Origin of the sequence: Methylocella tundrae, from assembly GCF_038024855.1 — a bacterium.
GTDB lineage: Bacteria > Pseudomonadota > Alphaproteobacteria > Rhizobiales > Beijerinckiaceae > Methylocapsa > Methylocapsa tundrae.
Genome location: NZ_CP139089.1, coordinates 2,849,461 through 2,875,157 on the forward strand (window position 1 = coordinate 2,849,461; position 25,697 = coordinate 2,875,157).

A 25,697-nucleotide genomic window follows, 5' to 3' on the forward strand; every position below is an offset into this window, starting at 1 on the left:
CGAAAGGACAATCCAATGAAAATGCTCACTGTCGGCGCCGCTCTCGCCGCCGTTTTCGCGATGGGAGCTCCCATCGCCGCCTCCGCCGCAACCGCCAAAAATGTGGTGCTTGCGCCCGGCGCCTTCACCGACAAGTCCAGCTGGGACAAGGTGGCCCACCTGCTGCGCAAGAAGGGCTTCAAGGTTACCGAAGTCGACATTCCGCTGACCTCGCTCGAGGCCGACGTCGCCGCGACCCGCGAGGTGTTGGACGCCCAGAAGGGCGCGACCGTCCTCGTCGGCCACTCCTGGGGCGGCGTTGTGATCGGCGAAGCCGGCGACAGCCCCAAGGTCAAGGCGCTGGTCTATGTCGCGGCCTTCGCGCCGGACAAGGGTGAAACCCTTCAGGCGCTCACGGCCAACGGCCCGCCGGCCGAGGGCCTGAAGGCCGTCCGGCCGGACTCCAAGGGCTTCCTGTCGATCGATCCGGCCGCCTACGCGCATGTCTTCGTCGGCGACGCGCCGGCCGCGGAAGGCGAGGCCCTGGCTCTGAAGCAGAAGCCAATCAGCGGCGCCGCCTTCGGCGCCCCGGCGACCGTGGCGGCCTGGCATCTCAAGCCGACCTATTACGCGATTTCAGCCAACGATCTGATGCTTCCGCCGCAGGCCGAGGCCTTCTTCGCCAAACGCATGAACGCCACGACCGTCACGCTGGAGTCGAGCCATGCGTCTCCCGTGTCGCACCCCAAAGAGGTCGCCGCGCTCATCGAACGGGCCGCCAAAGGACAGTGATCCCGGGCCGGACGACGGGAGGCCGAAGCCGCCCGTCGTCCGGCGCCATCTCGCGCCCTCCAGCAGAAACAGGATCCTTGCAATGAACAGTCAAACCTTCCCGCAGCCGGATCGCGACGCAGCGTCACGCTGGCTGAAATCCTATTATTTCATCCGCGCCGCGGTCGCGGTCGTCTGGTTCGCTGCGGCCTTCGCCGTCGGCAAGAGCTCGCCGTTGGTTGCGGCGGCGCTCCTCGTCGCTTATCCGGCTTGGGACGCGCTCGCCAATTTCGTCGACGCCCAGCGCAGCGGCGGCCTGAAGCCGAATAGCAGCCAGACGATCAATGTCGCGATCAGCGCCTTCGCCACGATCGCGGTCGCTGGCGCCCTTACGCGAGACTTGCATGTGGTGATGGCGGTGTTCGGGACGTGGGCCATATTGGCTGGTCTGTTCCAACTCATCACCGGTGTGCGCCGTTGGAAGATCGGTGCGCAGTGGGCGATGATCCTCGCTGGGGCGCAGTCGGCGCTCGTCGGCGCCTACTTCATCAAACAGGCGACGGGGAGCGCAACCGTAGGCATCACCGATATCGCGCCGTATGCGGCGTTCGGCGCCTTATACTTCCTCATTTCGGCCATTTGGCTCACCATCGCGCAAGCACGTCGCCATGCCTCCGGGCGCGCCGCCTAATCCAGTCTGCACATAAGGGGCCCGCGATGCGTCGCCCCTCCTTTTTGATCCACAGTTCCCGCCCTGGCGCTTAACAAACCTTCGATTTGGGTAGATTGACGGATCCGCTCTCGCGAAGGTCCCTGGTGAGCGAATTGCCGCAAAAGCGAGGATCTGCCGCGGAAATCCGCCTTCGCTCGCTTACCCCGCGAACGGCGAAGCCCAGGTAAGCAAAAGGCGTCCCGAGGGACGCCTTTTATCAGCTTGAAATCTCTAAGAGTTTTTGGAGCGGGCGAAGGGATTCGAACCCTCGACCCCAACCTTGGCAAGGTTGTGCTCTACCCCTGAGCTACACCCGCATCCATCCGCAGGCTGCGACGCCGACGGTTTGCGCTATATGGCGCAAACGATTGGGGAATGCAACAGGCCGTTTCGCTTTCTATTCTCGCTTCCTGGACCGGCGGCGAAGTTTTCCTCATATAACCTCCGCTGCCTCCCCCGCTCCGCCGCGGGCGGACCCAAGGCCATGGATTTTGATAGGCGAGCTTTTAATAGTTGACGCGGCTCCCGGCATCGGCTATGCACGCCGCTTCCAGCCTGAAACGAAAGTTTCGGGGGCGTCACGCGCGCCCCATAATTTTATTTGTCAGGCGCCTCGCATGGGCCGGCCTCCACCGGACGCGAGGAAACTTGCCGCGCGGCATTTACGAGCGCGGCCGACATGGAGCATGGGTCTTGGCACGTATCGCAGGCGTTAATATTCCGACCAATAAGCGGGTCGTCATTGCTCTCCAATATATTCACGGAATCGGCCCCAAAAAGGCTGAGGCGCTTTGCGCCAAGGTAAATATCCCGGCGGAGCGGCGCGTCGCCGAACTGACCGACGCCGAAGTTTTGCAGATTCGCGAGACGATCGACCGCGATTATCTCGTCGAAGGCGATCTGCGCCGCGAAGTTGCGATCAACATCAAGCGCCTGATGGACCTTGGCTGCTACCGCGGCCTGCGTCACCGCCGGCAATTGCCCGTGCGCGGGCAGCGCACTCATACCAATGCGCGCACCCGTAAAGGCAAAGCCAAGCCGATCGCAGGCAAGAAGAAGTAGACGTCATTCATTTACAAAAGAGATCAATCCCGAGCGCCTGGCATTACGGGCGCGCCTGAAGGAAATAGCATATGGCCAAGGAAGCTACCCGCGTTCGCCGTCGCGAACGCAAGAACATCGTCTCGGGCGTCGCCCATGTGAACTCGACGTTCAACAATACGATGATCACCATCACGGACGCGCAGGGCAACACCATCTCCTGGTCCTCCGCCGGCACCATGGGCTTCAAAGGCTCGCGTAAATCGACCCCCTACGCCGCCCAGATGGCGGCCGAGGACTGCGCCCGCAAAGCCGCCGAGCACGGCATGCGCACGCTTGAGGTGGAAGTGTCGGGGCCCGGCTCTGGTCGTGAATCCGCGCTGCGCGCGCTGCAGGCGGCTGGTTTCACTGTCACCTCTATTCGCGACGTCACGCCGATCCCCCATAATGGCTGCCGGCCGCGCAAGCGGCGCCGCGTCTAAGGCCGAGGTCACGCAAAAAGCGAGCCCCTTAGCGGTTCGCGCTCTGCGAAACAAGATCAGAGACATGCGCCGCGACGCGGTCAGGCGCATTTCTCGAAGCCGAAAAGCGGGCGATCAGGCGTCCGCCGCATTTTTCGGCACTTTGTCCGGGCGCCAGGCGGGCGCCGCACCGTCAGAAAGGCTCTTTCGTGATCCAAAGAAACTGGCAAGAGCTCACCAAACCGAACAAACTCGAAGTCATCTCAGGCGATGATCCGAAGCGTTTTGCGACCATCGTCGCGGGACCGCTTGAGCTTGGCTTTGGCCTCACCCTCGGCAATTCGCTGCGCCGGATTCTGTTGTCGTCGCTCCAGGGCGCCGCGATCACCTCCGTGCATATCGACGGCGTCCTGCACGAATTCTCGTCGATCCCCGGCGTGCGCGAGGACGTGACCGACATCGTCCTCAACATCAAGGACATTGCGATCAAAATGCCGGGCGAAGGCCCGAAGCGCATCGTCCTGAAAAAGCAGGGCCCCGGCAAAGTCACCGCCGGAGACATCCAGACCACGGGCGACATTTCCATCCTCAATCCCGGCCTTGTCATCTGCACGCTCGATGAGGGCGCCGAGATCCGCATGGAATTCACGGTCAACACCGGCAAAGGCTATGTCGCCGCGGACCGCAACCGCGCCGAAGACGCCCCGATCGGCCTCATTCCGATCGACAGCCTCTATTCGCCGGTGAAAAAGGTCAGCTATCGCGTCGAAAACACCCGCGAAGGTCAGAACCTTGACCTCGACAAGCTGACGCTGCAGGTCGAAACCAATGGCGCCCTGACGCCCGAGGACGCGGTCGCTTTCGCCGCGCGCATTCTGCAGGATCAGCTGAATGTCTTCGTCAACTTCGAGGAGCCGCGCCGCGTCGAGCTTACGCCGTCGATTCCGGAACTCGCCTTTAACCCGGCTCTGCTCAAGAAGGTCGACGAACTCGAATTGTCGGTGCGCTCGGCCAACTGCCTGAAGAACGACAATATCGTCTATATTGGCGATCTCATTCAAAAGAGCGAAGGCGAAATGCTTCGCACGCCGAACTTCGGCCGCAAGTCTTTGAACGAAATCAAAGAGGTTCTCGCTCAGATGGGCCTGCATCTTGGCATGGAAGTCACCGGCTGGCCGCCGGACAATATCGACGAACTCGCCAAGCGCTTTGAAGAACATTATTGATCAGATCTAACGCTCCCAAAAAGGGAGACAATAAGGAGCGGCCGTACCTTGGCACGGCGGCCGCAAAAATGATGGAGAAAGCCAATGTATCACGGCAACGCTCATCGGCGCTTCGGCCGCACGCATGAACATCGTAAGGCTATGTTCGCCAATATGGCCCAGGCGCTGATCAAGCATGAGCAGATCGTCACGACCTTGCCGAAGGCGAAGGATCTGCGTCCGATCGTGGAAAAGCTGGTGACGCTCGGCAAACGGGGCGACTTGCACGCGCGCCGTCAGGCGATCGCGCAGATCAAGGATGTGGCGCTCGTCGGCAAATTGTTCTCGGTCCTCGGACCGCGCTACAAGGACCGGCATGGCGGCTATACGCGCGTCCTCAAGGCCGGCTTCCGCTATGGCGACAATGCGGCGCTCGCCGTGATTGAATTCGTTGATCGCGACGTTTCCGCAAAGGGTCAGGATTCCGGCCCGGCGCAGGGCGGACAGGACGAAGAAGCGGCGGCCTGATCGGCGCGCTTGCGCCGCCGCGCAGACGCAACCAATGCGGAATCGGCGAAGCAGGGTTTTTTTGCTCGCTGCTTCTAGAAAAAATTCTGGGGTGGCTCCCCCCTGCCGCATCTTCGCGCCGAGCGGATCTCGTTTCGCATGCAGGCGGTGCGGTAGGATAAAAGATCGTTTTCCGATGCCTTTGGCGCAGGGGTCGGCTTCAGGCATAAGCTCTGCTGTGGACGAGGCCATGTCAATTCAGGATGCTCGGGCGATGGGGCGATCCATGACGACGGGACTTTTTTCGCGCCGGCGGGCTCCCGCGGCCATGCGTCCCGCGCTTTGCGCCGCATTGGCGCTTTCCTTGATTTTTTGCGCGGGCCTGGCGGCGGCGGAGCCCGCGCGGCAGGTTCCCGCGACGCCAGGCGAAATTCTCCTGTCGTTTGCGCCTGTGGTGAAGAAGGCGCAGCCGGCTGTCGTCAACGTCTACGCCTCCCGCACCGAGAAGCGCCCCAAGAATCCCCTGTTCGACGATCCCGTTTTTGAGCGTTTCTTTGGCAGCGGACGCCCCGGCAGCTCCACGACGCGCTCGCTCGGCTCGGGCGTGCTCGTCGACCGATCGGGGCTGGTCGTCACCAATTACCATGTCATTGACGGCATGACGGACGTCAAAGTCGCGCTCTCGGACAAACGCGAATTCGACGCCGACATCGTGCTGCGCGATCACCGCAGCGACCTTGCGGTGTTGCGCATCAAGGGCGGGGGAGATTTCCCCTTCATGGAGCTTGGCGATTCCGACGCCCTCGAGGTCGGCGACATCGTGCTCGCGATCGGCGATCCGTTCGGCGTCGGCCAGACCGTGACGCAAGGGATCGTCTCCGCGCTGGCCCGCACGCAAGGGGGCATCTCCGATTCGGCGTTTTTCATCCAGACGGACGCCGCGATCAATCCCGGCAACTCAGGCGGCGGCCTCATCGACATGAAGGCGCGGCTGATCGGAATCAATTCGGCGATCTTTTCGCAAACCGGAAGTTCGGTTGGCATCGGCTTCGCGATTCCCGTGAATATGGTGAAAATCGTGGTCGCCGCGGCGAAAAGCGGCAAGCCGGTGCAGAGGCCCTGGCTCGGAGCGAGCCTCCAGTCCGTTTCCGTGGAGATCGCCGATTCGCTTGGCCTCGACCGGCCGTCCGGCGCTCTCGTGAACGAAGTGACGAGCGACGGCCCGGCCGACAAGGCGGGCGTGAAAGGCGGCGATCTCATCACCGCCATCGACGGGCAGAGCGTCGACGATCCTGAGAGCTTCGGCTACCGGATCGCGACGAAACCGCTCGGCGGAACGGCCTCGCTGGCGCTCATTCGCGACGGCAAGCCGCTCAACGTGAAGCTGACATTGGCGCCGGCCGCGGAAATCCCCGCGCGCGATCCGGTCAAGCTGAAGGGGGCTTCGCCCTTCGCGGGGGCGACGGTCGTCAATCTGTCGCCTGCGGTTATCGAGGAAATGTCCTTGCATGGCGTCAGCGAGGGCGTCGTCGTCAGCGATATCGAAGACGGGTCGACCGCCGCGGCAGTGAACTTTCAGAAGGGCGACGTCATTTTGTCGGTCAACGATGTCAAGGTGCGGACGACGCGCGATCTCGAGCGCGCTGTCAGCAGCAGGCACGAGTACTGGAAACTGACTATCGGGCGGGGCGGCGAGGTGGTCACCACCATGCTCGGCGGCTGAGGTTCGGCCGGCGGTGATCCTATGACGGGCTTTCTTTCTGGCGCATGATCCGATTTGAAAGGTCTGCGCCGTTTTGGCGTCGAGCGTGAACTCGGCGCCCTGGATCATATATGAGCGATCTCTTCGCCGCAGCAGGTCTTGAAAATCAGGCGCCGCAGCCGCTCGCGGATCGCCTGCGCCCAAAAAGCCTCGCGGAAGTCGTAGGGCAGGATCACCTCGTCGGTCCCGAAGGCGCGCTGACGCGCCGCATCGCTTCGGGCTCGCTCGGCAGCCTGATCTTTTGGGGGCCGCCCGGCACCGGCAAGACGACGGTCGCGCGGCTTCTCGCGCATGAGACGACATTCACTTTCGTGCAGATTTCGGCTATTTTTTCGGGGGTCGCCGAACTGAAAAAGCTATTCGACGAGGCGCGTGGCCGGCGGGCGGCGGGGCAGGGCACCCTGCTTTTCGTTGATGAAGTGCATCGGTTCAACCGGGCTCAACAGGACAGCTTTTTGCCCGTCATGGAGGACGGGTCGGTCATTCTCATCGGAGCGACCACCGAAAACCCGAGTTTTGAGCTGAATGCGGCGCTGCTGTCGCGCGCGAGCGTGCTGACATTTCGCGCTCTCGACGACGAGGCGATCGCAAAGATGCTGGCGCGCGCGGAACTGCTCGAAGGGCGGCCTTTGCCGCTCGACGAGTCGGCGCGCGCGGCTCTGATCCGGATGGCCGACGGCGATGGCCGGGCGGCTTTGACGCTCGCCGAAGAAGTCTGGCGCGCGGCGGCGCCGGACGAGATATTCGACGCCGCCGCATTGGCCGAAATCGTGCAGCGCCGCGCGCCCATCTACGACAAGGCGCAGGAGGGCCATTACAACCTCATCAGCGCGCTGCATAAGACAGTCCGCGGCTCGGATCCCGACGCTGCGCTTTATTATCTCGCGCGCATGTTCGACGCCGGCGAAGATCCTCTTTTCATTGCAAGGCGCGTGGTGCGGATGGCGGTGGAGGACATTGGTCTTGCCGACCCCCAGGCGCTGGTCGTCGCCAACGCGGCCAAGGAGGCGTATGATTTTCTGGGCTCGCCCGAAGGCGAACTCGCCATCGCGCAGGCGGTGATCTATGTGGCTACGGCGCCAAAGTCGAATGCGGCCTATGTCGCCTATAAAAGCGCGATGCGCCTCGCCAAAGAGCACGGCTCGCTGATGCCGCCGAAAGTGATCCTTAACGCGCCGACGAAGCTCATGAAGCGCGAGGGATACGGCTCAGGTTATGCTTATGATCACGACGAGCCCGACGCGTTTTCCGGCCAGAACTATTGGCCCGAGGCGCTGGGACGGCAAAAGCTCTACGCGCCGGCCGCCCGGGGCTTTGAGCGGGACCTGCGCGAGCGCCTCGCCTATTGGGCGAAGCTGCGCAAAGCGCGCGAAGAAGGGTCCGGCTCCTGAGGCCTCCCCGAGATCGACCGCGTCATTCAGACCGACAACCGCGCCCTTGAAGGGCCAGGCTTCAGAACTGATAGCGCAATCCGGCGACCAGGGCATAGCCGCTGATGGAGTCGCCAAAACGGTAATCGCCGCGCAAAAAGCCAAGAACTCCCGTCTTCAACACCTGCGCGGAGACGCCGACGCCGACCTGCCCAAAGGTCCCTATGCGGGTGACGCTCAGCGGCACCGAGGCTCCCTGCGTCACGAACGTCGTATGCGTGTCGCCGGCGAATTCGCGCCAGACGCTGCCCGTCACGAAAGGCTGCAGCGCCAGTTGGAGAGCATCGGAGATATAAGTGGTGCCCACGCGAACGCCGGCGCGCCCAAGGTCGCTGAGGAAGGGATTGAAATTAAGATAGGCCGATGACATTCCGCTCGAATCGAGCCCGACCCGCAGGCTGTCGAGATGCAGATCCGAATACATGAATGCGACCGACGGCTCGACGAACCACGAGGAGGGCAGATCAAACCGATAGCCAGCCGAGGCGTTGACGGCGAGCGCCGTCCCCGCGAGATTGGATCCAGTCAGAAACGCCCCCGGATTATAGAGATTCATTTCATAGAAATCCTCGCGGACCTGAAAGTCGGCGAAGAAGTTATGACCCGTCACCGCGCCATAGATGCCGATGAACGGCACCTGCACCTGGCTCGAGATGTTGGTCGTCACTAGATCATTGGTGCGAAGATTGACCTGACCGGCGGTGACGCCGAGATGGGTGTTCCAGCCCGATCCTTCGACATTTGCGACGCCGAGATCGACCCCGGTCTGGAAGCCGTTGAAGTTCGCGCGAACCTTCGCGGGCGCCGACGCGGTTCCTGTCGGATTTTGCGCCGAGGTCAGCGAACTCACATCGTTTTGTCCGTCGGCGACGCGGATCCAGGGACCGCCGTTCCACTGGTTCCTGCTGGGGTCTGGCGGCTCTGAGATGAAGGCGCTGGCGTTCTGGAAAAATCCGGTGTTGAGCGCGCTGACGACCGCGTTGATGCCGGTTGGCGTCGCCGAGGCGACGCTCGTATTGACCGTCGAAATCAGATTGTAAGTTCCGCCGGCCTGCTGCAGGCTGTAATTGATGATCCCCGGGTTGTTGCCGACTGAGACTGAGGTTCCCGGCGCGACAGTCGTCGCGGCGATGACGGGTATCGGCGTGCGGATGAGTCCCGAACCGCCGACTGCGTTGATGAAAAGCGATGTCGAGCCGCTGAGGTTGGTCACTTTCAGGAGGTCGGCGCGCTGTGTCGCGGCTGTCGAAGTCGGATTGACGTCGATGGCGAATCGGCCGCCCTGTCCATTGTAGGTCGTCGCGGCGAATGTGTCGGTCGTCGAACCGTTGACGAGGCTCAGCGTGCCGGCGTTGTTGAATGTTCCTATGGATCCGGCGAGCGGCCCTGTGACGTTAAAGACGCCGGTATTGTTGACGAGCGGCGTCGTCAAGGAGCCTTGCGCGTTGAAGAGGCCGGCGTTGGCGAGGGCGGCCGTCGCCGTCAAAACGCCCGCCGTATTCACTACGCCGCCGGCATTGTTGTTGAAGCTCGCGGAGTTCCAGGTTCCGCTGTTGATGATGGAGCCTGTGTTGGACAGGAGATCGCCGGTCCAGACGCCGCTATTGACGATGGCGCCCGTCGCGAAATTATTGACATCGGCATTATAGGCCGCGGCGTTGATGACGACGCCGGAATTGTCCAGGGCGTCGGTGATGGCGCCGAAGTTGGTGATGACGCCGGTCGTGTTGTTGGTGATGCCCGCGACGGTGATTGCGCCTCCGGCGGCGACATTGAGCACGCCTGAGTTTGTGATCGTGCTCAGATTGTCGATTGAGCCGCCAGGACCAATGATCAAGGTCGCGCCGGCGTTGATCGTTGTCGTTCCCGTATAGGTGTTGACGCCGGTGAAGGTCGCGGAGCCGCCGGCGCCGCTGTTGGCGATGATGAGATTGCCTGGCGTTCCTGGCGCGGCGTCCGAAAAAACGCCGGTGAACGTGGAAACGTTGCCGGCCTCGTCAATTGTGTTGGTGGCGGAATTGTTGAGCGTGAAGTTCTGGGCGTAGACTCCGTTGATCTGATCCATCCGCAGCGTGCCGCCCTGAAATACGGGCGAAACGGTGGCGCCAAGGGCGCTGGCGAGGAAAAACGGCTGCGTGGTATTGATCGTGCTGCCGCCGGGGTTGATCGAATTGATCGTGACATCGTCGAACACAATGAAGTTCGCCGTGCCCCCGAAGGTGACTGATTCCGCGATTCCAGAAAAGCCGACGCCGATTGGCGTCCAATTTGAATAGCTTTCACTGAAATTCGGATTGCTGCCGTTGGTCGGCAAAGTGAGCGTCGCGAGCTCCGTGCCCGTGCCGTTGAGGCCGGACCAGACGGTGATCGTTCCCGTGAAGAAAGGCGCGGCGTATGCGAAGGAAAATCCCTTTGTAAATCCGTTCGCCACATTCATCACTGGCGCGGGGCCGGACAAAAATCCCATAACCGTCGGAGAAGTAGGCTCGTTCGCGACGTTGTTGAAAGTCCCATTGGGGGCGAAACCCGCGAGAGCGCCGACCCAGGCGACGCCATAATTCTTGGCCTGTCCGCCTTGCGATCCGAGACTGCCGGAGCCGCCGTTATAATAGGCGTTGACGAGTTCCCCGTCCTGGAGACCCTCGAATGTCATGGTCTGGGCTTTGGCGCCGCTGGCTAAACCGATCGCGGGGCCCCCGGCGATCAAGCCTATGCGCAAGACCATCGCGATGCGCCGCCGTCCCCCGCCCGCTGTTGCTGGCCGCGGCTCGATAGCCGCGTTGCGGCGGAAAAGTAAATCGCGCATGGACTTGGCCCCAAATCCCTCAACACATGATAGTTACCTCACAGGTTGAATTGCGTGCAATCAGCAACAAATCGCCCTTGTCGTGGGAAAATATCACACGGCAGTTGAACCCAGTGCAACGCATGACGCATGGGGCTTTAATTGCAACGCGCTAGGCGCAGTTCACGCCCTCACTTGTTCAGCCGCGCCATTGCGGCCAGGTTTATTCAAAGAGCTAAATCTTGAAACATGTTGCGCTAGGGCCACAGAATCGGACTCTATTGGGCCGGGCTCTGCTGGGCGAGCGGCGCGTTGACCTCAAGCGGCCGGGTCTTCGCTGAATAATGCGATGCGTTGCTTTTTCCCGAGCACGCGTCCCGCGCAAACATGATGAGGTGATGGGCGACGAGGCCGACGCTCAAGACGGGCTCGATCTGTCCGCGCATCAGCCGGCGCAGCATGAAAGACCAGAACGCCCGCCTGTAGCTTCCGCGAACGCCGACTTTCCAGGAGAGCTTCGCCAAAATGACGAAAGCCATGCGAATGTTGCGCGGCGACAGGCGCTGGCGGCTTTTGGGACGTTTCAGCCGGTTAGGCCGCGTTGCGCGCATCTGATATTCATAGCGGGCGAAAAGAGCTTTGGGATCGTAGGCCTTCTCCATACAGCGGCGCCACATCGCGAGCACGTCGTCATAGGGCAGTTTGAATTCGACGTTCGATTCGAGCTCCGCGTCGTTTTCGCGAAGGCGCCCCTCGCTCCGCAGGCGGTCCCACAAGGGCGTGCGGGGCAGGGCTTGCAGCAGATTGATCGTCGCCAGCGGAATATGTGACTGCGCGAGGAAATCGACGATCCGTTCGCCCGTCTCCGGCGTATCCGTGTCGAGCCCTAAAATGATGCCGGTCACCACCTCCATTCCATGATCATTGATCGCGCGCACCGAATCGAGGATCGGCGCCGCGACATTGTGCGATTTCTGGATGGCTTTCAAAGCCGCGGGTTCCGGCGTCTCGATGCCGCAAAAAATCGTGTCGAACGCCGCCTCGCGCATCAGCCTCAGGATCTCCGGCGAGCGCGCGATATTGAGCGTCGCCTCGCAGGCGAAGCTGACCGCATAGCCGTTGCGCTTTTGCCATTCGACAAGGTGAGGCAGCAGATCCTGCAGCGCGCGCCGGTTGCCGACGAGATTGTCGTCGACGAAATAGATCGAGCCGTTAACGCCGCAAGCGAGCAGCTTGTCTAGTTCGCCGACAACCTGCGCCGGGGTCTTGAGCCGCGGCACGCGCCCGTAAAGGCCGGGAATGTCGCAAAACTCGCAGGTGTAGGGGCAGCCGCTCGAAAACTGGATGCTGCCGAGGAAATAGCGGTCTATTTTGGCGAGTTCATAGGCGGGCGCCGGAAACTCGGCGAGAGGGAGGCGCTCTTTTGTCGTCAGGACGATCTGCTTCGGCGGCCGCGCTACGTCGCGCGACAGAATGGCGATCAGCGCGCCGGTCGCATCGCCCAATTCGCCCACATGAAGATAATCGAATCGCGGATATTCTTCGGGGCACGCGGAAACCGACGGGCCGCCGAGAGCGACGGGCCTGCCGAGAGCATGGGCCCTCGCCCTTATATCCTCCATCTGGCGGCGCTGAATGTGCATGCCGCTGACAAAAACGGCGTCGGCCCAGGCAAAATCGTGAGCGCTCGCCGCGTCCATATTTTCATCGATGAAGCGCACGTCCCAATGTTTGGGCAAAACCGCCGCGATAAGCAGAAGCCCCTGCGGCGGCATGAAGGCCCTGACGCCGGGGGTCAGCGGATAGGCGTATTCAAAGGTGCCGAATGAGGGGACGTAGCGGGGAAAAACGCAGAGAATGCGGCGCTTTGGCCCACTTTCGACGGAAGACAAGATTGCGCTCTCTGTCAAAGGGATCGACCTCTCGCTTTCAATCGCCGATGGCTGATTCATTCCTGAAACAAGTTGGTCAGGACAAGCGGGCAAAGATAAGGACGCCGGACGACGCCCCCGCAAAACAGATCCTGGACGGCGAACGCCGATGGGCCTGTTCAAGTTTCCGGCCGCGCGGATCGCAATTCATCACTCAATCCTTGCAGCCGGCCAAAACAACCCGTCGGAGCTTCAGCCTGGGCCCGCCCCGCCTTGATCCCCAAGCGGCGGGCTCCAAGCGCGGCTCCAATGCCCATTCGGACGAAGCCTATCGCCTTCCAATGGGAAGTAAAGCAGTCGCGAGGCGAGCGCGTCGCAACAAGCGCGCGCTTCGCCGCGCATCGGAGCCAGGGCGAGACGGCGCCGAGCATAGACTTTCCGGCGACGCGTGCTAGCCTCGCATCGAGGACGCCTGGGCGCCCCAAATCGCTCATGCGTCTCCCGCGTTCCGGCGCGGAGAATTGTCCTGCCACGCCCCCGCGGGTCTCATGCGCGCCTGTCTCATGGTCCTCCTCAGCCTCGTCATCAGTCTCGCGCTCGAGGCGCAGCCCGGATTGGCTCAGGCAACGGAGGAATTGACCGACGCGCCGCCGCCGCCCGGATCGGCGCTTGTCATCGACAACGCCGCCTATGCGTCCGGCGGCCTGCCCTCCGCCCCCGCTCTCAGCTCCGCGCAGAGTCTCGCGCGTGAACTGACGCGCATCGGATTTAACGTCGGCATCGCCGCAAACCTGCGCCAGAACGCCATGCGCGGCGCAATCAACGCCTTCACGGGAACGATCAAGCCCGGCTCAGCGGCGCTTTTCTTCTTTTCCGGCTACGGCGTCGAGGCGAAAGGGACGACCTATCTCATCCCCATCGACGCCAACATCTGGACGGAGGCCGACGTTCGCGACCAGGGGATCAGCGTCGACGCGATTTTAGCCGCGATGGATAAGGCCGGCGCCAAGGTCAAGATCATGATTCTCGACGCCTCCCGGCGAAATCCCTTCGAACGCCGTTTCCGCAGTCTGTCGGGAGGCCTTGGCGCGATCGATCCGCCGCCGCAGACCCTGCTTCTGTCATCCGCAGAGCCGGGCAAGGTCGTCGACGGCGACAGCAACATGTTCATCGGCGAGCTTTTGAAGGAACTACGCTCGCCCGACGCCCGCGCCGACGATGTCTTCAACCACACCCGGCTTGGCGTTGCGCGCGCAACCAGCAACCAGCAGACGCCTGTTGTGAAGTCGACGCTGACGGAACCGTTTTTCCTGAAATCCGGATCCGGGACGCCGGATTTGCCGGCCGACGCGAAGGCCGACGCGGGCGCGGTCCAACTCGGGCCGCCGCAAGACGCAAAGCCTGGAGCGGTCTTTCGCGATTGCGCCGCCTGTCCCGAGCTCGTCATCGTTCCGGCCGGGGACTTCGCCATGGGATCGCAGGATTTTGCCGCCGAACAGCCGGTACATTCGGTCACAATCGGCCGGCCTTTTGCGATAGGCCGCGTCGAAGTAACTTTCGCGCAGTGGGACGCCTGCATCGCCGATGGCGGCTGCGCCGGCTGGCGCCCCGATGATCGCGGCCGGGACCATAATGACGGCCCGGTCGGCGAAGTCAGCTGGAGCGATGCGCATCGCTTTCTCGACTGGCTGTCCCGCAAGAGCGGTCATCCCTATCGGCTGCCAAGCGAGGCGGAATGGGAATATGCCGCCCGCGCGGGCGCCCTGACGCGGTTCTGGTGGGGAGACGAAGCCGGAAGCGGCCATGCCAATTGCCGTGGCTGCGGCGGCGCCGGCCTGCCGTCGCCGGCGGGCTCCTATACCGCGAACGCCTTTGGCCTCTTCGACACCGCCGGCAATATCGCCGAATGGGTTGAAGATTGCTGGAGCGAGAACTACGAGGGCGCGCCGCGCGATGGAGGCGTCGCGCATGATGGCCCGTGCAAGCAGCGCGTCGTGCGCGGGGGGTCATTCGACGCGGGGCCGCGCTATGTCCGCTCCGCCTCGCGCTTTCTCTACGACGCCGAGCTGCGCTATTACACAAACGGCTTTCGGGTTGTGCGCGATCTCCCTTGATCGCCGATCCGGCTTTGCCGCAAGCTGTCAACCCATTGCGCCTTCGATCGATTCGATTCTGATTTAACCGGTTCGCCTCAACTTTTCCTTGCTTCGACCGCCCGCCCTGCATCCGCAGACTTAGGAAAAGCCCGTCATGACCTTTTTGCGCGCTTTGCCTTTCAGATGGTCTTTCGCAGCCGCGCTCGCCCTGGCGTTTCCCTTTGCGCTCGGCCTCGTCCGGCTGGATCCCGCCGCGGCGCAGCAGGATTTGAGGCGGCAGGAGGGCGATGCGGGCAGTGAGTCGGCGGGGATTCGCGTTAGCGTGGCGCAGGCTGCTTCCGCCTGCTTCTCGGAGGGGATCCACGCGACGGGTTTTTTAGCGCCGCGCTCCGATGCGGTCGTCGTGCTGACGCAGGAAGGCTACGCCGTCGCCGAAATCCTCGCCAGCGAGGGCGATGTCGTCGCCGAGGGGCAGCCTCTCGTCCGCCTTGACCGCGTCGAGAGCCCAAGCCCCTATGCGCAAGCCGCGGCGCAGCAGGCCGCCGCGCAAGGGCAAGCCGCCCCGCCCGCCTCGATCGTGCTGCGCGCGCCGGCCGCCGGCTCGATCGTCGCATCAAGCGCGCGCATCGGAGCGATCGCCTCGCCGCGCGCCGAACCGCTGTTTCGCCTCGCGGTCGATGGATTGATCGAGGCGGTGGCGCAAGTCTCGAGCGTCTATCTTGCCGAGATCAAGGAAGACCAGAGCGCGCGGGTGCAGACCGATGACGGCCGCGACATGACCGGCCGCGTGCGCAGGATCGCATCCGAGATTGATGCTGCGACGCAAATGGGTCAGGTCCGGCTCGCCCTCGAACGCGACCCCGCGCTGCGCGTCGGGCGCCTGATCCGTGCGACGATCGATGCGCGCCACAGCTGCGGCGTCTCGATCCCGCGTTCCGCGCTGTCCTACACCAGCGAGGGCGCGAGCGTGCAGGTTGTGCGCGGGCGCGCCATCGAGACCGTGCGCGTGAAGGTCGGCCTCATCGCCGGCGGCGACGCCGAAATCGAAGCCGGGCTGCACAGCGGCGATCTCGTCGTCGCCAACGCCGGCGCCTCTCTTCGCGACGGCGACATCGTCTCTCCGGTCCTTCGCGAGGACGCCGGAAAAGCGACGGAGACCCCCTGATGACGATCAATGTCTCGGCCTATTCGATCCGGCGTCCGCTGCCGGCGATCGTCTTCGCGCTGGTGATCCTCGCCCTCGGAGCGGCGAGTTTCAAAAAATTGCCGGTGACGCTGCTGCCGAACGTCGATCAACCGATCATCACCGTCGTCATCACCCAGTTCGGCGCGGCGCCGGCCGAACTCGAAACGCAGGTGACGCGGCCGGTCGAGGACGCCGTCTCCGGCGTCGAAGGCGTGCGCCATATCCTCAGCGAAGTCACCGACGGCGTCTCGGCGACGACGATCACGCTGGCGCTCGACGCCAATACGGACCGCGCGCTGAACGACGTCAAGGACGCCATCACGCGCATCAGGGGGCAGCTGTCGCGCAGCATCAGCGAACCCTTGATCCGGCAGGTCGGCGTCGTCGGCGCGAGCATCCTCACCTATGCCGCCATCGCGCCTGGCAAAACGCCGGAACAATTATCGAATTTCATCGACGACGTCGTCGAGCGCAGGCTCCTCGAGGTGCGCGGCGTCGGCAATATCGAACGCATCGGCGGCGTCGACCGCGAGATTCTCGTCTCGCTCGATCCCGCAAGGCTCGCCGCCTTTGGCCTCACGGCGGCCGACGTCAGTCGGCGCCTGCGCGGATCAAACCTTGATCTCGCCGGCGGGCGCGCCGAGCTTGGCGGCCAGATCCAGTCGATCCGCACGCTGGCGGGCGCGCGCACGCTGGATGAACTCGCCGGCGCGATGATGAGCCTGCCGCGCGGGGGCGCCGTGCGCCTCGACGAACTCGGCGTCGTCACCGACACCATCGCCGAGCCGCGCACCTTCGCGCGCCTCGACGGCGAGCCGATCGTCGCTTTCAGCATCCAGCGCTCGAAAGGCGCGAGCGACGTGGCGGTGGCGGCCGAAGTCGAAAAGCGCATCGCCGAACTCGAAGCCGCCCATCGCGACGTCGCCCTGAAGCGGATCGACACATCGGTGGCCTATACGCTCGGCAATTATCATTCGGCGATGAGCACACTGTTCGAAGGCGCGATCCTCGCCGTCGTGGTGGTGTTTTTGTTCCTTCGCGACATTCGCGCGACGGTCATCGCGGCGGTCGCCCTGCCGCTCTCGATCCTGCCCGCCTTTTTTGTCATGGATATGCTGGGTTTCTCGCTGAACCTTGTCAGCCTGCTCGCGATCACGCTGGCGACCGGCATTCTCGTCGACGACGCGATCGTCGAGATCGAGAATATCGTCCGCCATATGAGGATGGGGAAATCGGCCTATCAGGCCGCAATCGAGGCCGCGGACGAGATCGGCCTCGCCGTCGTCGCGATCAGCCTGACGATCGTCGCCGTATTCGCCCCCGTCAGCTTCATGAGCAATATCGCCGGGCAATATTTCAAGCAGTTCGGGTTGACGGTCTCGGCCGAAGTCCTGTTCTCGCTGCTCGCCGCGCGCCTCATCACGCCGATGCTCGCCGCCTATTTCCTCAAGACGCAAGGGCGCGAGGAAACGGCGGAAGGCAAGCTAACGCAGCGCTATGGGCGGCTGGTCGCCTGGTCGGTGCGCCGCCGCTACCGCACGGTTGGGATCGGGCTCGTCCTCTTCGCCCTGTCGATTCTCAGCACCAAACTGATCGGCACCGATTTCCAGCCGACGCAGGACGCCAGCCGCTCGCATCTTGCGATCGAGCTGCCCTCCGGCTCCGATCTGTCGCAGACGCAGGCCATCGCCGATGAAGTGGCGCGCGCGCTGCGCAAGCGTCCCGAGATCACGCATGTCTTTATCGACGGCGGCCATGTTCCGCCGAGCACCTCCGACGTGCGCAAGGCCTCGCTGGTCGTAAACTACAGGCCGCGCTCGGAGCGCACGAAGAGCGTGCGCGAGCTCGAGACGGAAATCTCCCGCGAGCTCGACGCCTTGCCCGACATCCGCAGCTGGTTCGTCGACGACTATGGCCAGCGCCCCGTGTCTTATGTCGTCACCGGCCCCGATTCCGTGACGGTGGCGAATTTCGCCGCCGAGCTCGCCGGCCAGATGAACCGCGTCCCGGCGCTCGCCAATGTCGTCGCCTCGACCTCGCTGGAACGGCCCGAGCTTCTGGTCAAGCCGGACCGCGACCTTACCGCGCGGCTTGGCGTCTCGACCGAGAGCCTTTCGGAGACGCTCCGCATCGCGACAATCGGCGATGTTGGGCCCGCTCTGGCAAAATTCGACGCCGGCGAGCGGCAAATCCCGATCCGGGCGCAACTCGGCGGCCTCGCGCGGACGGACAAGAACGTCCTCGAGACGATCGGCGTCCCTACCGCGACCGGGGCCGTCGTGCCCTTGTCCTCAATCGCCGCCGTCGAACTCGGCCAGGGCGAGGCGACCATCAGCCGCTTCGATCGCGAACGCGAAGCCTCGATACAGGCGGCGCTCGCCCCCGGGGCGACGCTGAGCGAGGCCGAAGCCGCGATCTATGATCTGCCGCTCATGAAAAACCCGCCGAAAGGAATAAGAGTGCGCAAATCCGGCGACGCCGAGGCGATGGCCGAACTGTTCGACGGATTCACCGAGGCGATGCGCAACGGCCTCGTCATGGTCTACGCCGTGCTCGTCATTCTTTTTGCGAGTTTTCTCCAGCCGGTCACCATTCTGTTTTCGCTGCCGCTCTCGATCGGCGGCGCGATCTTCGGCCTGCTGCTCACCGGACGCCCTGTCAGCATGCCCGTCATCATCGGCATTTTGATGTTGATGGGCATTGTCACCAAGAACGCCATCATGCTGGTCGATTTTTCGATCGAGGCCATGAAGCGCGGCATGGAGCGGACAGAGGCCATCGTCGAAGCGGGCAAGAAGCGCGCGCGGCCGATCATCATGACGACGGTGGCGATGGTCGCCGGCATGTTGCCGAGCGCCTTGGCGATCGGCGCCGGCGGCGAATTCCGCTCGCCCATGGCGATCGCGGTGATCGGCGGCCTTATTGTCTCAACAGTGCTGTCGCTACTCTTCGTTCCCGCGTTCTTCGCCATGATGGACGACGCCGGACGCGGGATCGGCGGCTTATGGCGGCGGTTCGCGGCGGCGCGATCTTCGGGCGCGCCGACGCCCCGGCGGGAAGCAAAGAGCATATTGGGAAAGGAGTGAGCAAAATGCGTTGGCTGACCAAAAAAGGGATAGCGGGAGGAGCCCTTCTTACAGTGGTTTGGTGCCTTGCGGCGCCAGGCGAGGAAAGCGCTCCGCCGACGAAGGCGGAGCTTGCGGCGAAGAACCTTAAAAGCATCGAGGCCGCGGTGCAGGACCTTAAGGACAAATGCGGCGTCACCATTCTTCAGGATGAAGAGTCGCCCGATCTGCCCGACAAGATTGATTGCGGGAAGGGGCCGGAGGCGCTCGACGCGGCGTGGATCAGATTTTTGGTGAGCGAGGGCGTGCCCGGCGGTCCGGAGGAAAGGCAAAGCGCCGCGGAGCAGATGGGCCTCAGCCCCTCCATGACTTTGATCTATATGGAAGGGACGGCCCGGAGCGACGCCATTGAAAATCTTATGAATGCTCTTCGCAATATCGCCGGGAAGCAGCCGTAATCCGCCTCGCTCGGGTCGGCGCAAGGCCACGCTGAACGCCTTGCGCCAACGCCGCGGACCCTGGCCAAATCTCAGCGGCCGGCGTCGAGCATGACATCGGCGAGCGCCCTGCCAGCCTTCAATTCTTCATCGAATTGGCGGACCGGATTGAAGGCGGCGACTCCTCGACCGATATTTGCGAGATCGCGGAAGAAGTCCGGTTGTGCGGTTTTGAAATTCAGCAACAGTTGACGCGGCGTCAAATCGACGTGCTGCACATTGTCCAGGAATTTTTCCGGATGCCGCAGCGTCGCGTCGCCATGATCGCCGAGCAGAACCGTCTTTCCTTTCTCGGACATGTAGATGTTGGAAATGACAACCGCGAGATATTCCTCCACGTCGTCATATCCGCGATCGACCTTCTTGTTTTCCTGGACGCCTCTCATTTGTCGAGAGGCGTGAATCAACTCGTGAAAGATGATTTCATCCGGATCGTCGCCCGGCGCCTTCGACTTCGCCGCGCCCCCTGGCCCCCACATCTCGGGCGTGTAGCGAATGATCGAGTTGGCGCCGCCGCCGGCGCCGACCCGGCGCTTGTGATGGAAATAGAACCGCTCGCCCTTTGCCATCGAATGGATCCAATCGGCGTTTTCGGGGTGGGCGACGCTTCTTGGCTCTGTGTCCGCATTGAGCGGATCGCCCCAATTCCAGTTGGGACGGAATTTTACGACGCGATGAACGGAGCCGAGCTCTTTCAACAAAGCCTTGCCTACGCTCACCCCTGTGATCGGCGCAAACTGGCGGCGCAGTTTCGCCTTATAATCCTTCATCTCAGCCCTGTAGCGGTGATGGAAGATTTTGAATGCTGAATCATCGAGCGTGAGGTCATACCAGTCCATCCAGTCCGGCATGGAATAAAAGGTCACGCGGACGTTATGGAAGGTTTCGTCGAGCCGCTCCGAATGGGGATCAAACAACTCGACCGAATCGGCCCAGCCTACATGCTTTTCTACATATTCCTCATATTTCCAGTGCGGCCAGAACATGACGCCCTCCCGATCAGCTAGGCCTCCGCGCTTTTTTCTTCCTGCTTCATCGCCCCGAGTATCTCAAAGGCTTCAACCGGCCGGCGAAAGCCCTTGAGAGTCATGGGTTCAAGTTCGCGCGCCTCGAACAGTCCCTCGACCGCGTGAAACGCCCGTGTCTGTATGATGATCTGGCCTGACTTCGCTTCGTCGCAAAGGCGCGAGGCGAGATTGGTGACGCTGCCGACCGCCGAATAGTCGAAGCGCCGCGAGAAGCCGATCCGTCCAAGCGTCGCAAAGCCGAGCGCGATGCCGATGCCGAAGCCAAGTTCGTGTCCGCGTTTGCGCCACACGCTGGCGCGCGCCTTGATCGTCGCCTGCATGTCGAGCGCCATGCGCACCGCCCGCTCGGTATGCTTGTCGCAGGGTAGCGGATCGTTGAACAGGATCAACATGCCATCGCCCGCGAAGCGCTCCAGCGTCGCCTCATAGCGATCGATCAGCTCCCCCAACGCTTCGTGATAATCGTTGAGAACGCGCATCACCTCTTCGGGCTCGGCGGTCTCGGTGAAGGCGGTGAAGCCGCGCAAGTCGCAAAACAGCACGGTGACTTCGCGGCGGTGACTCTCAAGAAGGCTCTGCGCGTCGCCGCTCGCCGCCACCACATCGGCGATCTGCGGCGACAGGAAGCGCTTGAGGCGGCTCATTCGCTGGATCTCGCCGACCTGCTCGCTGACGCGCGCCTCCAACGTCGCATTGAAGGCGGCAAGTTCTTTCGTCTGTTCGGCGAGCTTTTCCGCCTGGTCCTGAACGAGATCATGCAGCGCCTTGATGCGCAGCATCGAGCGCACGCGCGCGACGAGCGCGCTCTGGTCGAAAGGCTTGGTCAGATAATCGTCGGCGCCGGCGTCGAGCCCTGCGACGACGTCGGCGCGGTCAGCCTTGGCGGTCAGCAAAATGACCGGAATAAAGCCAAGGCTCTCGTCGTGCTTCAGTTCCTTCAGCACCGATATGCCGTCAAGTTTCGGCATCATGATGTCGAGAAGGATGAGATCGGGCTTTTGCTCACGCGCCCTCGCGAGGCCTTCCTCTCCGTCGGCGGCGGTGATGATCTCATAGCCATGCGCCTGCAGGCGCACGAACACGATCTCAAGGTTTTCCGCGACGTCGTCGACGGCGAGAATGCGCGGCGGATTATGCACTGGCCTCCCCCTTTTTTGCAGAGCCGCGTCTCTACGCCGCCGCCTTCTGCCGTTCGACCCGGATCGGAATGTGAATGGTGAATGTCGCGCCCTCGCCGAGCTTCGAGGCGACGCTGATCGTCCCGCCATGCATTTCGACGAAGCGCTTGCTGATCGAAAGGCCAAGCCCCGTGCCGCCCTTCTGACGCGTGCTGGTGTTGTCGCCCTGCTGGAACGCCTCGAAGATCCGCGCCTGATCGTCCGGCGCTATTCCCGGCCCTGTATCCTTGACGATGATCTCGAACATATCGGCCACGGCGCGCGCGTTGATGGTGACGCCGCCTTCGTCGGTGAACTTGATCGCATTGCTGAGGACATTCAAAAGCACCTGCACGAGGCGCCGTTCGTCGCCCCGCCCGATCGGCAGCGGCTCCTCGATTTCCTCCGAGAGCTCCAGGCCTTTCGCGTGGGCGAGCGAATAGGTCGTGCCGACGACCTGTTCGATGATATTACGCATGGAATATTCATCGAGCGCGAGCGACAATTCGCCGGCTTCGAGCTTCGACAGGTCGAGCACGTCGTTGATCAGTCCGAGCAGGTGGGCGCCATTGCTTTGCACGCGTTCGAGGACGCCTTTCGCGCGGTCGGGCAGGTCGCCGTAGAGGCCATCGCGCAGCAGCTCGGCGTAGCCGAGAATGGCGTTTAGCGGCGTTCTGAGTTCATGGCTCATATTGGCGAAGAATCGCGACTTGTGTTCGCTCGCGATGGCGAGCTGACGGCCGTTTTCCTCAACCTTGCGGAACAGCCGCGCGTTGCGCATGGCGAGAACCGACTGATGCGCGAAGGCCTGCATCAGGCTCACCTTGTTCGCGGCGAAAGGGCCTGGCCTGCGGCTCTCGACGAGGAGCGCGCCGAGCACTCCATCCGGCGCGATGAGCGGAACGACGAGAGCCGAACGAAAGCCGGCGGCGATCGTCGCCGCCCGCAAGGGAAAACCGGGAACGTCGCCGATTTCAGGAACCTGCACCGTGCGGCCGTGCTCGGCGACCTCGCCAAGCAATCCATCGAGACGCGTCAGCTTGACCTCGCGCAGAGCGGCGACGAAAGACGGATCAAGGCCATGCGCCTCGGCGAGATGAAAGGCGTTGCGCTCGCGGTCGAAACTGTAGATGGCGCCGCCGTCGGCCTCGGCGAGTTCGACCGCATGCGTCAAGGCCGTCTGCAGCACCTCGCTCAGCTCCAGCGAAGCGGCGAGGGCCCTGCCGATCTCTTCCAGGGCCTTGAGCTCGCTCACGGAGCGGGCGAGATCGCGGGTACGATCATCGACTTTCTGCTCCAGCCTTGCGTAGAATTCGCGCAATTGCGCGGCCATGCGATTGAATTCATCGGCAAGGACCTCGACCTCGTCGCCGGTATGGACCTCGATCATGTGGTCGAAATCACCGGCCGCGAGCCGCAAGGCTCCTTCCTGCACGGCGCGGATCGGCCCCATCATGCGTTGCGCCAGCAACATTCCCGCGCCGACGCACAGAATGAGCCCCAGCGCAAACAGCCAGGCGAGCCGCACGAGCAGGGCGAGAACGGGCCCGAAAGCCTGCGACACCGGCTGTTCGACAAACAGCAGCCAGTTCATGCGCGGCACGGTCGCCGCGGCGCTCAGCACGGATTGGCCTTCGAGATCGGAGCCAATGTCGACCGGCGCATCCGACTTTTTCAGCGCGTGCACCTGGGGAAGCCGGGACATGTCGAGGTTTTTGCCGACGAGGCTCGTGTCGGTGTGAGCGATGAGCCGTCCCTCGCTGGTCGTCAGATAGGCCGAGATGCCGGGGCCGGCTTGAATGCCGTTCAGAATATCGGACAGATATTTGAGCTCGATCTCGGCGACCGTGAAGCCGGCGCCCTCGCCGGCATGGGCCATTGCGATCTGCATGCGCGGCCCGGTCGAGGCGAAGACGACGGGGCCGAACCAGGCGGAGTCGAGCCGCGCTTCGCGGAAGGCCGCGGTCAGCGTCCAGTCATCGCCCGTATGGAGAACGCCGCCGTCGCGCGAGAGCGTAACGACCTCTTTGCCGGAGCCGTCGATCTGCGCGATTTCGGCGATCGCCGGCGTGTTCGCGAGAATGCGACGATAATCTTCCTGGCGCTGGTTGGCGGTCACGGCGCTCGCCCGCGTCGCCCAGCTGATCTGGCGCTCGAGCTCGGCGAGGAATTGCTCAACCCGCCGCGCCGCCGCGTCAGCCTTCTCGCCTTGTGCGTGGAGCAGCATGTTTTTCGTGTCGCGGTAGGTGATCCACACGTCGACCGCGCTGCTGATCGTCAGGACGAAGACGACAAGTCCGACAAAATAGGCGATATATTTCCCAAACAGGCTCCGCTGCCGGAACAGATTTCGCAACAGATCTGTGGGAGACGCCGTCAAGGCCGGCTTCAAAGCATCATCCCGCGTTGAGAGCATTTTCACGCGAAGCTGGCCTCCATTCGCATGAAGAAAATGCGATAAAACAAAAAGATAGACAGATTTTTCGATCCCGTGAAATCGAAAATGCATTGCGTCCGCGTTTGCGCGGTCAAGACCGCGGCGCCGCGCTATCTCCAGATAAGATTTAGCGCGTTTACGCTCCGGCGCCAAAGCCAAAGCATTTGCCGCCCCGGCGGCAGCCGGCGCCCGGCGGGGAGGCGTCTACCTCACCCGCGACCACTGCTGGCCGCCACAGATCATTCCGCCGAGGACGCAACCTTCGACCTGCAGCAGTTCCTCGCCGCGCAGCGACATGCGGCCAGTATATTTCTGGCCGTCTCTGGCGTTGAGGATCGAGCCCGCCCATGTTTTGCCGCTCGGCTTCATGCTGATCAGGACCGGCCTGCCGACCATGTCCGCGTCCTTTGCCCAGGACACATAGCCGCAATAATTGGCGCCGCACGGACGGATGGCGACATTCGCCGTGCCGTCCGCGATGCGCCACTCTCCGGCGGGGTTCGCTATCGCCGGCGCGCCAAAGTTGGCGAAAAGGGCAGCGGCGACAGCGAGACATTTCATGGCGGCTCTCCCGAGCTAATGGGTCGAAACGTCCCGCCACCATGGCGTTCGCGGGCCTCCGCGTTTGTGAGTTTGCACACAGCCCGGCATCGAACCAGCGCCTTCTTCTGGTCGGCCGCCCCGCCATACTGCCGGGTTCTTGACGCGCCCGCCGCGCTTGCGTCTTGTCGCCCTCGCTCCGGACGCTTCGAATCAGCCGCGCCGGGCGAACGGAGCCTCAAAGCCGCATGGATGTGATCGAACTCGCCTCGGGGCCGGCGCGCGCCTCGCTCGCCTTGCACGGCGCTGAGCTGCTGCGCTGGAGCGTCGGCGGGACGCCTCTGCTCTGGGACAAGGACCAGACCTTCTGGGACGGGACGGCGCCGATCCTTTTTCCGCTCGTCGGCTGGACGCGCGGCGGACAGGCGCGCGTATTCGGACAAACCTATTCCCTCGGTCTTCATGGTTTCGCCAGAAGCATGACATTTTCGCCGGGCGTCATCACTCCCGATCGCGTGCGCCTCACTCTTTCGAGCAGCGCGGAAAGCTTGAGGCTTTATCCCTTCGCGTTCTGGCTGTGCGTCGGCTATCGCCTCGCAAAGGACAGCCTGACGACGACCCTTACCGTCAAAAACCGGGGCGAAGGCCCGATGCCCTATGCCTGCGGCCTGCACCCTGGATTTCGCTGGCCATTCGCCGGCGGCGAGCCAAAAGACTATCAGATCTCCTTCGCGGCGCAGGAAGATCCGCTCACGCCCGGAATCTCCCGGCAGGGGCTCTTTCAGGCGGCCCGGCGGCGTGTGCCGCTAAACGGGCGCGGGCTCGCGCTGAAGCCGGAGCTTTTCGCCGAAGAGGCGCTCTGTTTTCTCAATGCGCGCAGCCGCGGTCTCCGCTTTGAGCATAAGGACGGCGCGGCGATCGCGATTGAAATGTCGAATTTCAATCATTTCGCCCTGTGGTCGAAAGCCGGCGCCTCTTTTCTGGCGATCGAATCCTGGACGGGGCACGGCGATCCTGAGGATTTTCAAGGCGATCTCTTTGAAAAGCCATCCATGCGCATATTGGCGCCGGGCGCCGTCGCCCATCACGTCGCGCGCTATTCCTTTATTGCGCCCCCGTCCGGCTGACCCGCCGCCAGCACCCCGCGTGGGCGAACGGCCGCTACCT

The 25,697-nt window shown here is 63.0% G+C and carries 19 protein-coding genes and 1 tRNA gene; 13 read left to right on the plus strand and 7 right to left on the minus strand.

The annotated features are described in order from the left end of the window. Positions 1-15 precede the first annotated feature (15 nt). Both SIN04_RS15390 and SIN04_RS15395 read left to right on the plus strand, forming a co-directional pair. Positions 16-771, plus strand: a complete 756-nt coding sequence (locus SIN04_RS15390; protein ID WP_134490580.1) for an alpha/beta fold hydrolase — start codon at positions 16-18, stop codon at positions 769-771. 82 nt (positions 772-853) lie between these two features. After that, positions 854-1,441, plus strand: coding sequence for a DUF308 domain-containing protein (locus tag SIN04_RS15395; RefSeq protein WP_134490582.1), 588 nt, complete (start codon positions 854-856; stop codon positions 1,439-1,441). Positions 1,442-1,704: 263 nt separating this feature from the next. Here SIN04_RS15395 and SIN04_RS15400 read toward each other — a convergent pair. Continuing rightward, a tRNA-Gly gene (locus SIN04_RS15400) sits at positions 1,705-1,779 on the minus strand. A 376-nt stretch (positions 1,780-2,155) separates the two neighbouring features. Here SIN04_RS15400 and rpsM point away from each other — a divergent pair. The 6 genes from rpsM to SIN04_RS15430 all read left to right on the plus strand — a co-directional run bounded on the left by rpsM (position 2,156) and on the right by SIN04_RS15430 (position 7,829). Then, positions 2,156-2,524 (plus strand): 30S ribosomal protein S13, encoded by a 369-nt coding sequence (rpsM, locus tag SIN04_RS15405; protein WP_134490584.1) that lies wholly within the window; start codon positions 2,156-2,158, stop codon positions 2,522-2,524. A gap of 71 nt (positions 2,525-2,595) precedes the next feature. After that, positions 2,596-2,985: a 30S ribosomal protein S11 gene (rpsK, locus tag SIN04_RS15410; protein WP_012591970.1), complete on the plus strand. Its 390-nt coding sequence runs from the start codon at positions 2,596-2,598 to the stop codon at positions 2,983-2,985. Between the two features lie 188 nt (positions 2,986-3,173). Then, positions 3,174-4,190, plus strand: coding sequence for a DNA-directed RNA polymerase subunit alpha (locus SIN04_RS15415; protein WP_134490585.1), 1,017 nt, complete (start codon positions 3,174-3,176; stop codon positions 4,188-4,190). Positions 4,191-4,274: 84 nt separating this feature from the next. Next, a complete protein-coding gene (gene rplQ / locus SIN04_RS15420; protein WP_134490587.1) occupies positions 4,275-4,697 on the plus strand; it encodes a 50S ribosomal protein L17 in 423 nt (140 codons plus the stop codon). A 307-nt stretch (positions 4,698-5,004) separates the two neighbouring features. Next, positions 5,005-6,399, plus strand: a complete 1,395-nt coding sequence (locus SIN04_RS15425; protein WP_134492577.1) for a DegQ family serine endoprotease — start codon at positions 5,005-5,007, stop codon at positions 6,397-6,399. A 110-nt stretch (positions 6,400-6,509) separates the two neighbouring features. Next, positions 6,510-7,829 carry a replication-associated recombination protein A gene (locus SIN04_RS15430; protein ID WP_341264037.1) on the plus strand — a complete coding sequence of 440 codons (1,320 nt, stop codon included), beginning with the start codon at positions 6,510-6,512 and terminating at the stop codon, positions 7,827-7,829. Between the two features lie 61 nt (positions 7,830-7,890). Here SIN04_RS15430 and SIN04_RS15435 read toward each other — a convergent pair whose 3' ends face one another. Together SIN04_RS15435 and SIN04_RS15440 are read right to left on the minus strand one after the other, a co-directional pair. Next, a complete protein-coding gene (locus SIN04_RS15435) occupies positions 7,891-10,674 on the minus strand; it encodes an autotransporter domain-containing protein (protein ID WP_341264038.1) in 2,784 nt (927 codons plus the stop codon). Positions 10,675-10,931: 257 nt separating this feature from the next. Next, a complete protein-coding gene (locus tag SIN04_RS15440; protein WP_244605831.1) occupies positions 10,932-12,545 on the minus strand; it encodes a B12-binding domain-containing radical SAM protein in 1,614 nt (537 codons plus the stop codon). Between the two features lie 542 nt (positions 12,546-13,087). Between SIN04_RS15440 and SIN04_RS15445 the strand changes: the two genes are divergently transcribed. From SIN04_RS15445 to SIN04_RS15460, 4 genes are all read left to right on the plus strand, one after another. Beyond that, complete coding sequence (locus SIN04_RS15445) at positions 13,088-14,638, plus strand: SUMF1/EgtB/PvdO family nonheme iron enzyme (protein WP_341264039.1); 1,551 nt, start codon at positions 13,088-13,090, stop codon at positions 14,636-14,638. Between the two features lie 136 nt (positions 14,639-14,774). After that, on the plus strand, positions 14,775-15,785 hold the full coding sequence (locus SIN04_RS15450; RefSeq protein ID WP_134490595.1) for an efflux RND transporter periplasmic adaptor subunit: 1,011 nt from the start codon (positions 14,775-14,777) through the stop codon (positions 15,783-15,785). Next, the gene (locus SIN04_RS15455) at positions 15,785-18,892 is read left to right on the plus strand and encodes an efflux RND transporter permease subunit (protein ID WP_341264040.1); all 3,108 of its coding nucleotides are present in this window, start codon (positions 15,785-15,787) and stop codon (positions 18,890-18,892) included. The genes SIN04_RS15450 and SIN04_RS15455 overlap by 1 nt, the downstream gene beginning before the upstream one ends. A gap of 5 nt (positions 18,893-18,897) precedes the next feature. Continuing rightward, complete coding sequence (locus SIN04_RS15460; RefSeq protein ID WP_341264041.1) at positions 18,898-19,329, plus strand: hypothetical protein; 432 nt, start codon at positions 18,898-18,900, stop codon at positions 19,327-19,329. A 71-nt stretch (positions 19,330-19,400) separates the two neighbouring features. Here the strand turns inward: SIN04_RS15460 and SIN04_RS15465 are convergent, their stop codons facing one another. From SIN04_RS15465 to SIN04_RS15480, 4 genes are all read right to left on the minus strand, one after another. After that, on the minus strand, positions 19,401-20,354 hold the full coding sequence (locus SIN04_RS15465; protein WP_134490597.1) for a M91 family zinc metallopeptidase: 954 nt from the start codon (positions 20,352-20,354) through the stop codon (positions 19,401-19,403). A gap of 17 nt (positions 20,355-20,371) precedes the next feature. Then, positions 20,372-21,535 carry an adenylate/guanylate cyclase domain-containing protein gene (locus tag SIN04_RS15470; RefSeq protein WP_244605833.1) on the minus strand — a complete coding sequence of 388 codons (1,164 nt, stop codon included), beginning with the start codon at positions 21,533-21,535 and terminating at the stop codon, positions 20,372-20,374. Positions 21,536-21,566: 31 nt separating this feature from the next. Continuing rightward, positions 21,567-23,969, minus strand: a complete 2,403-nt coding sequence (locus SIN04_RS15475; protein ID WP_244605991.1) for an ATP-binding protein — start codon at positions 23,967-23,969, stop codon at positions 21,567-21,569. A gap of 225 nt (positions 23,970-24,194) precedes the next feature. Beyond that, positions 24,195-24,551 (minus strand): DUF2147 domain-containing protein, encoded by a 357-nt coding sequence (locus SIN04_RS15480; RefSeq protein ID WP_134490601.1) that lies wholly within the window; start codon positions 24,549-24,551, stop codon positions 24,195-24,197. 227 nt (positions 24,552-24,778) lie between these two features. Here SIN04_RS15480 and SIN04_RS15485 point away from each other — a divergent pair, with 227 nt between their 5' ends. Continuing rightward, positions 24,779-25,657 carry an aldose 1-epimerase family protein gene (locus SIN04_RS15485; protein WP_341264042.1) on the plus strand — a complete coding sequence of 293 codons (879 nt, stop codon included), beginning with the start codon at positions 24,779-24,781 and terminating at the stop codon, positions 25,655-25,657. Positions 25,658-25,697: the final 40 nt, after the last annotated feature.

Excerpts from the sequence above, each read along its gene's own strand:
- SIN04_RS15480 (WP_134490601.1), bottom strand. The coding sequence starts at position 24,551 with ATGAAATGTCTCGCTGTCGCCGCTGCCCTTTTCGCCAACTTTGGCGCG.
- SIN04_RS15455 (WP_341264040.1), top strand. The coding sequence starts at position 15,785 with ATGACGATCAATGTCTCGGCCTATTCGATCCGGCGTCCGCTGCCGGCG.
- SIN04_RS15465 (WP_134490597.1), bottom strand. The coding sequence starts at position 20,354 with ATGTTCTGGCCGCACTGGAAATATGAGGAATATGTAGAAAAGCATGTA.
- SIN04_RS15390 (WP_134490580.1), top strand. The coding sequence starts at position 16 with ATGAAAATGCTCACTGTCGGCGCCGCTCTCGCCGCCGTTTTCGCGATG.
- SIN04_RS15460 (WP_341264041.1), top strand. The coding sequence starts at position 18,898 with ATGCGTTGGCTGACCAAAAAAGGGATAGCGGGAGGAGCCCTTCTTACA.
- SIN04_RS15425 (WP_134492577.1), top strand. The coding sequence starts at position 5,005 with ATGCGTCCCGCGCTTTGCGCCGCATTGGCGCTTTCCTTGATTTTTTGC.
- SIN04_RS15485 (WP_341264042.1), top strand. The coding sequence starts at position 24,779 with ATGGATGTGATCGAACTCGCCTCGGGGCCGGCGCGCGCCTCGCTCGCC.
- SIN04_RS15445 (WP_341264039.1), top strand. The coding sequence starts at position 13,088 with ATGGTCCTCCTCAGCCTCGTCATCAGTCTCGCGCTCGAGGCGCAGCCC.
- rplQ (WP_134490587.1), top strand. The coding sequence starts at position 4,275 with ATGTATCACGGCAACGCTCATCGGCGCTTCGGCCGCACGCATGAACAT.
- SIN04_RS15450 (WP_134490595.1), top strand. The coding sequence starts at position 14,775 with ATGACCTTTTTGCGCGCTTTGCCTTTCAGATGGTCTTTCGCAGCCGCG.
- SIN04_RS15475 (WP_244605991.1), bottom strand. The coding sequence starts at position 23,969 with ATGCTCTCAACGCGGGATGATGCTTTGAAGCCGGCCTTGACGGCGTCT.
- SIN04_RS15395 (WP_134490582.1), top strand. The coding sequence starts at position 854 with ATGAACAGTCAAACCTTCCCGCAGCCGGATCGCGACGCAGCGTCACGC.
- SIN04_RS15435 (WP_341264038.1), bottom strand. The coding sequence starts at position 10,674 with ATGCGCGATTTACTTTTCCGCCGCAACGCGGCTATCGAGCCGCGGCCA.
- rpsK (WP_012591970.1), top strand. The coding sequence starts at position 2,596 with ATGGCCAAGGAAGCTACCCGCGTTCGCCGTCGCGAACGCAAGAACATC.
- SIN04_RS15430 (WP_341264037.1), top strand. The coding sequence starts at position 6,510 with ATGAGCGATCTCTTCGCCGCAGCAGGTCTTGAAAATCAGGCGCCGCAG.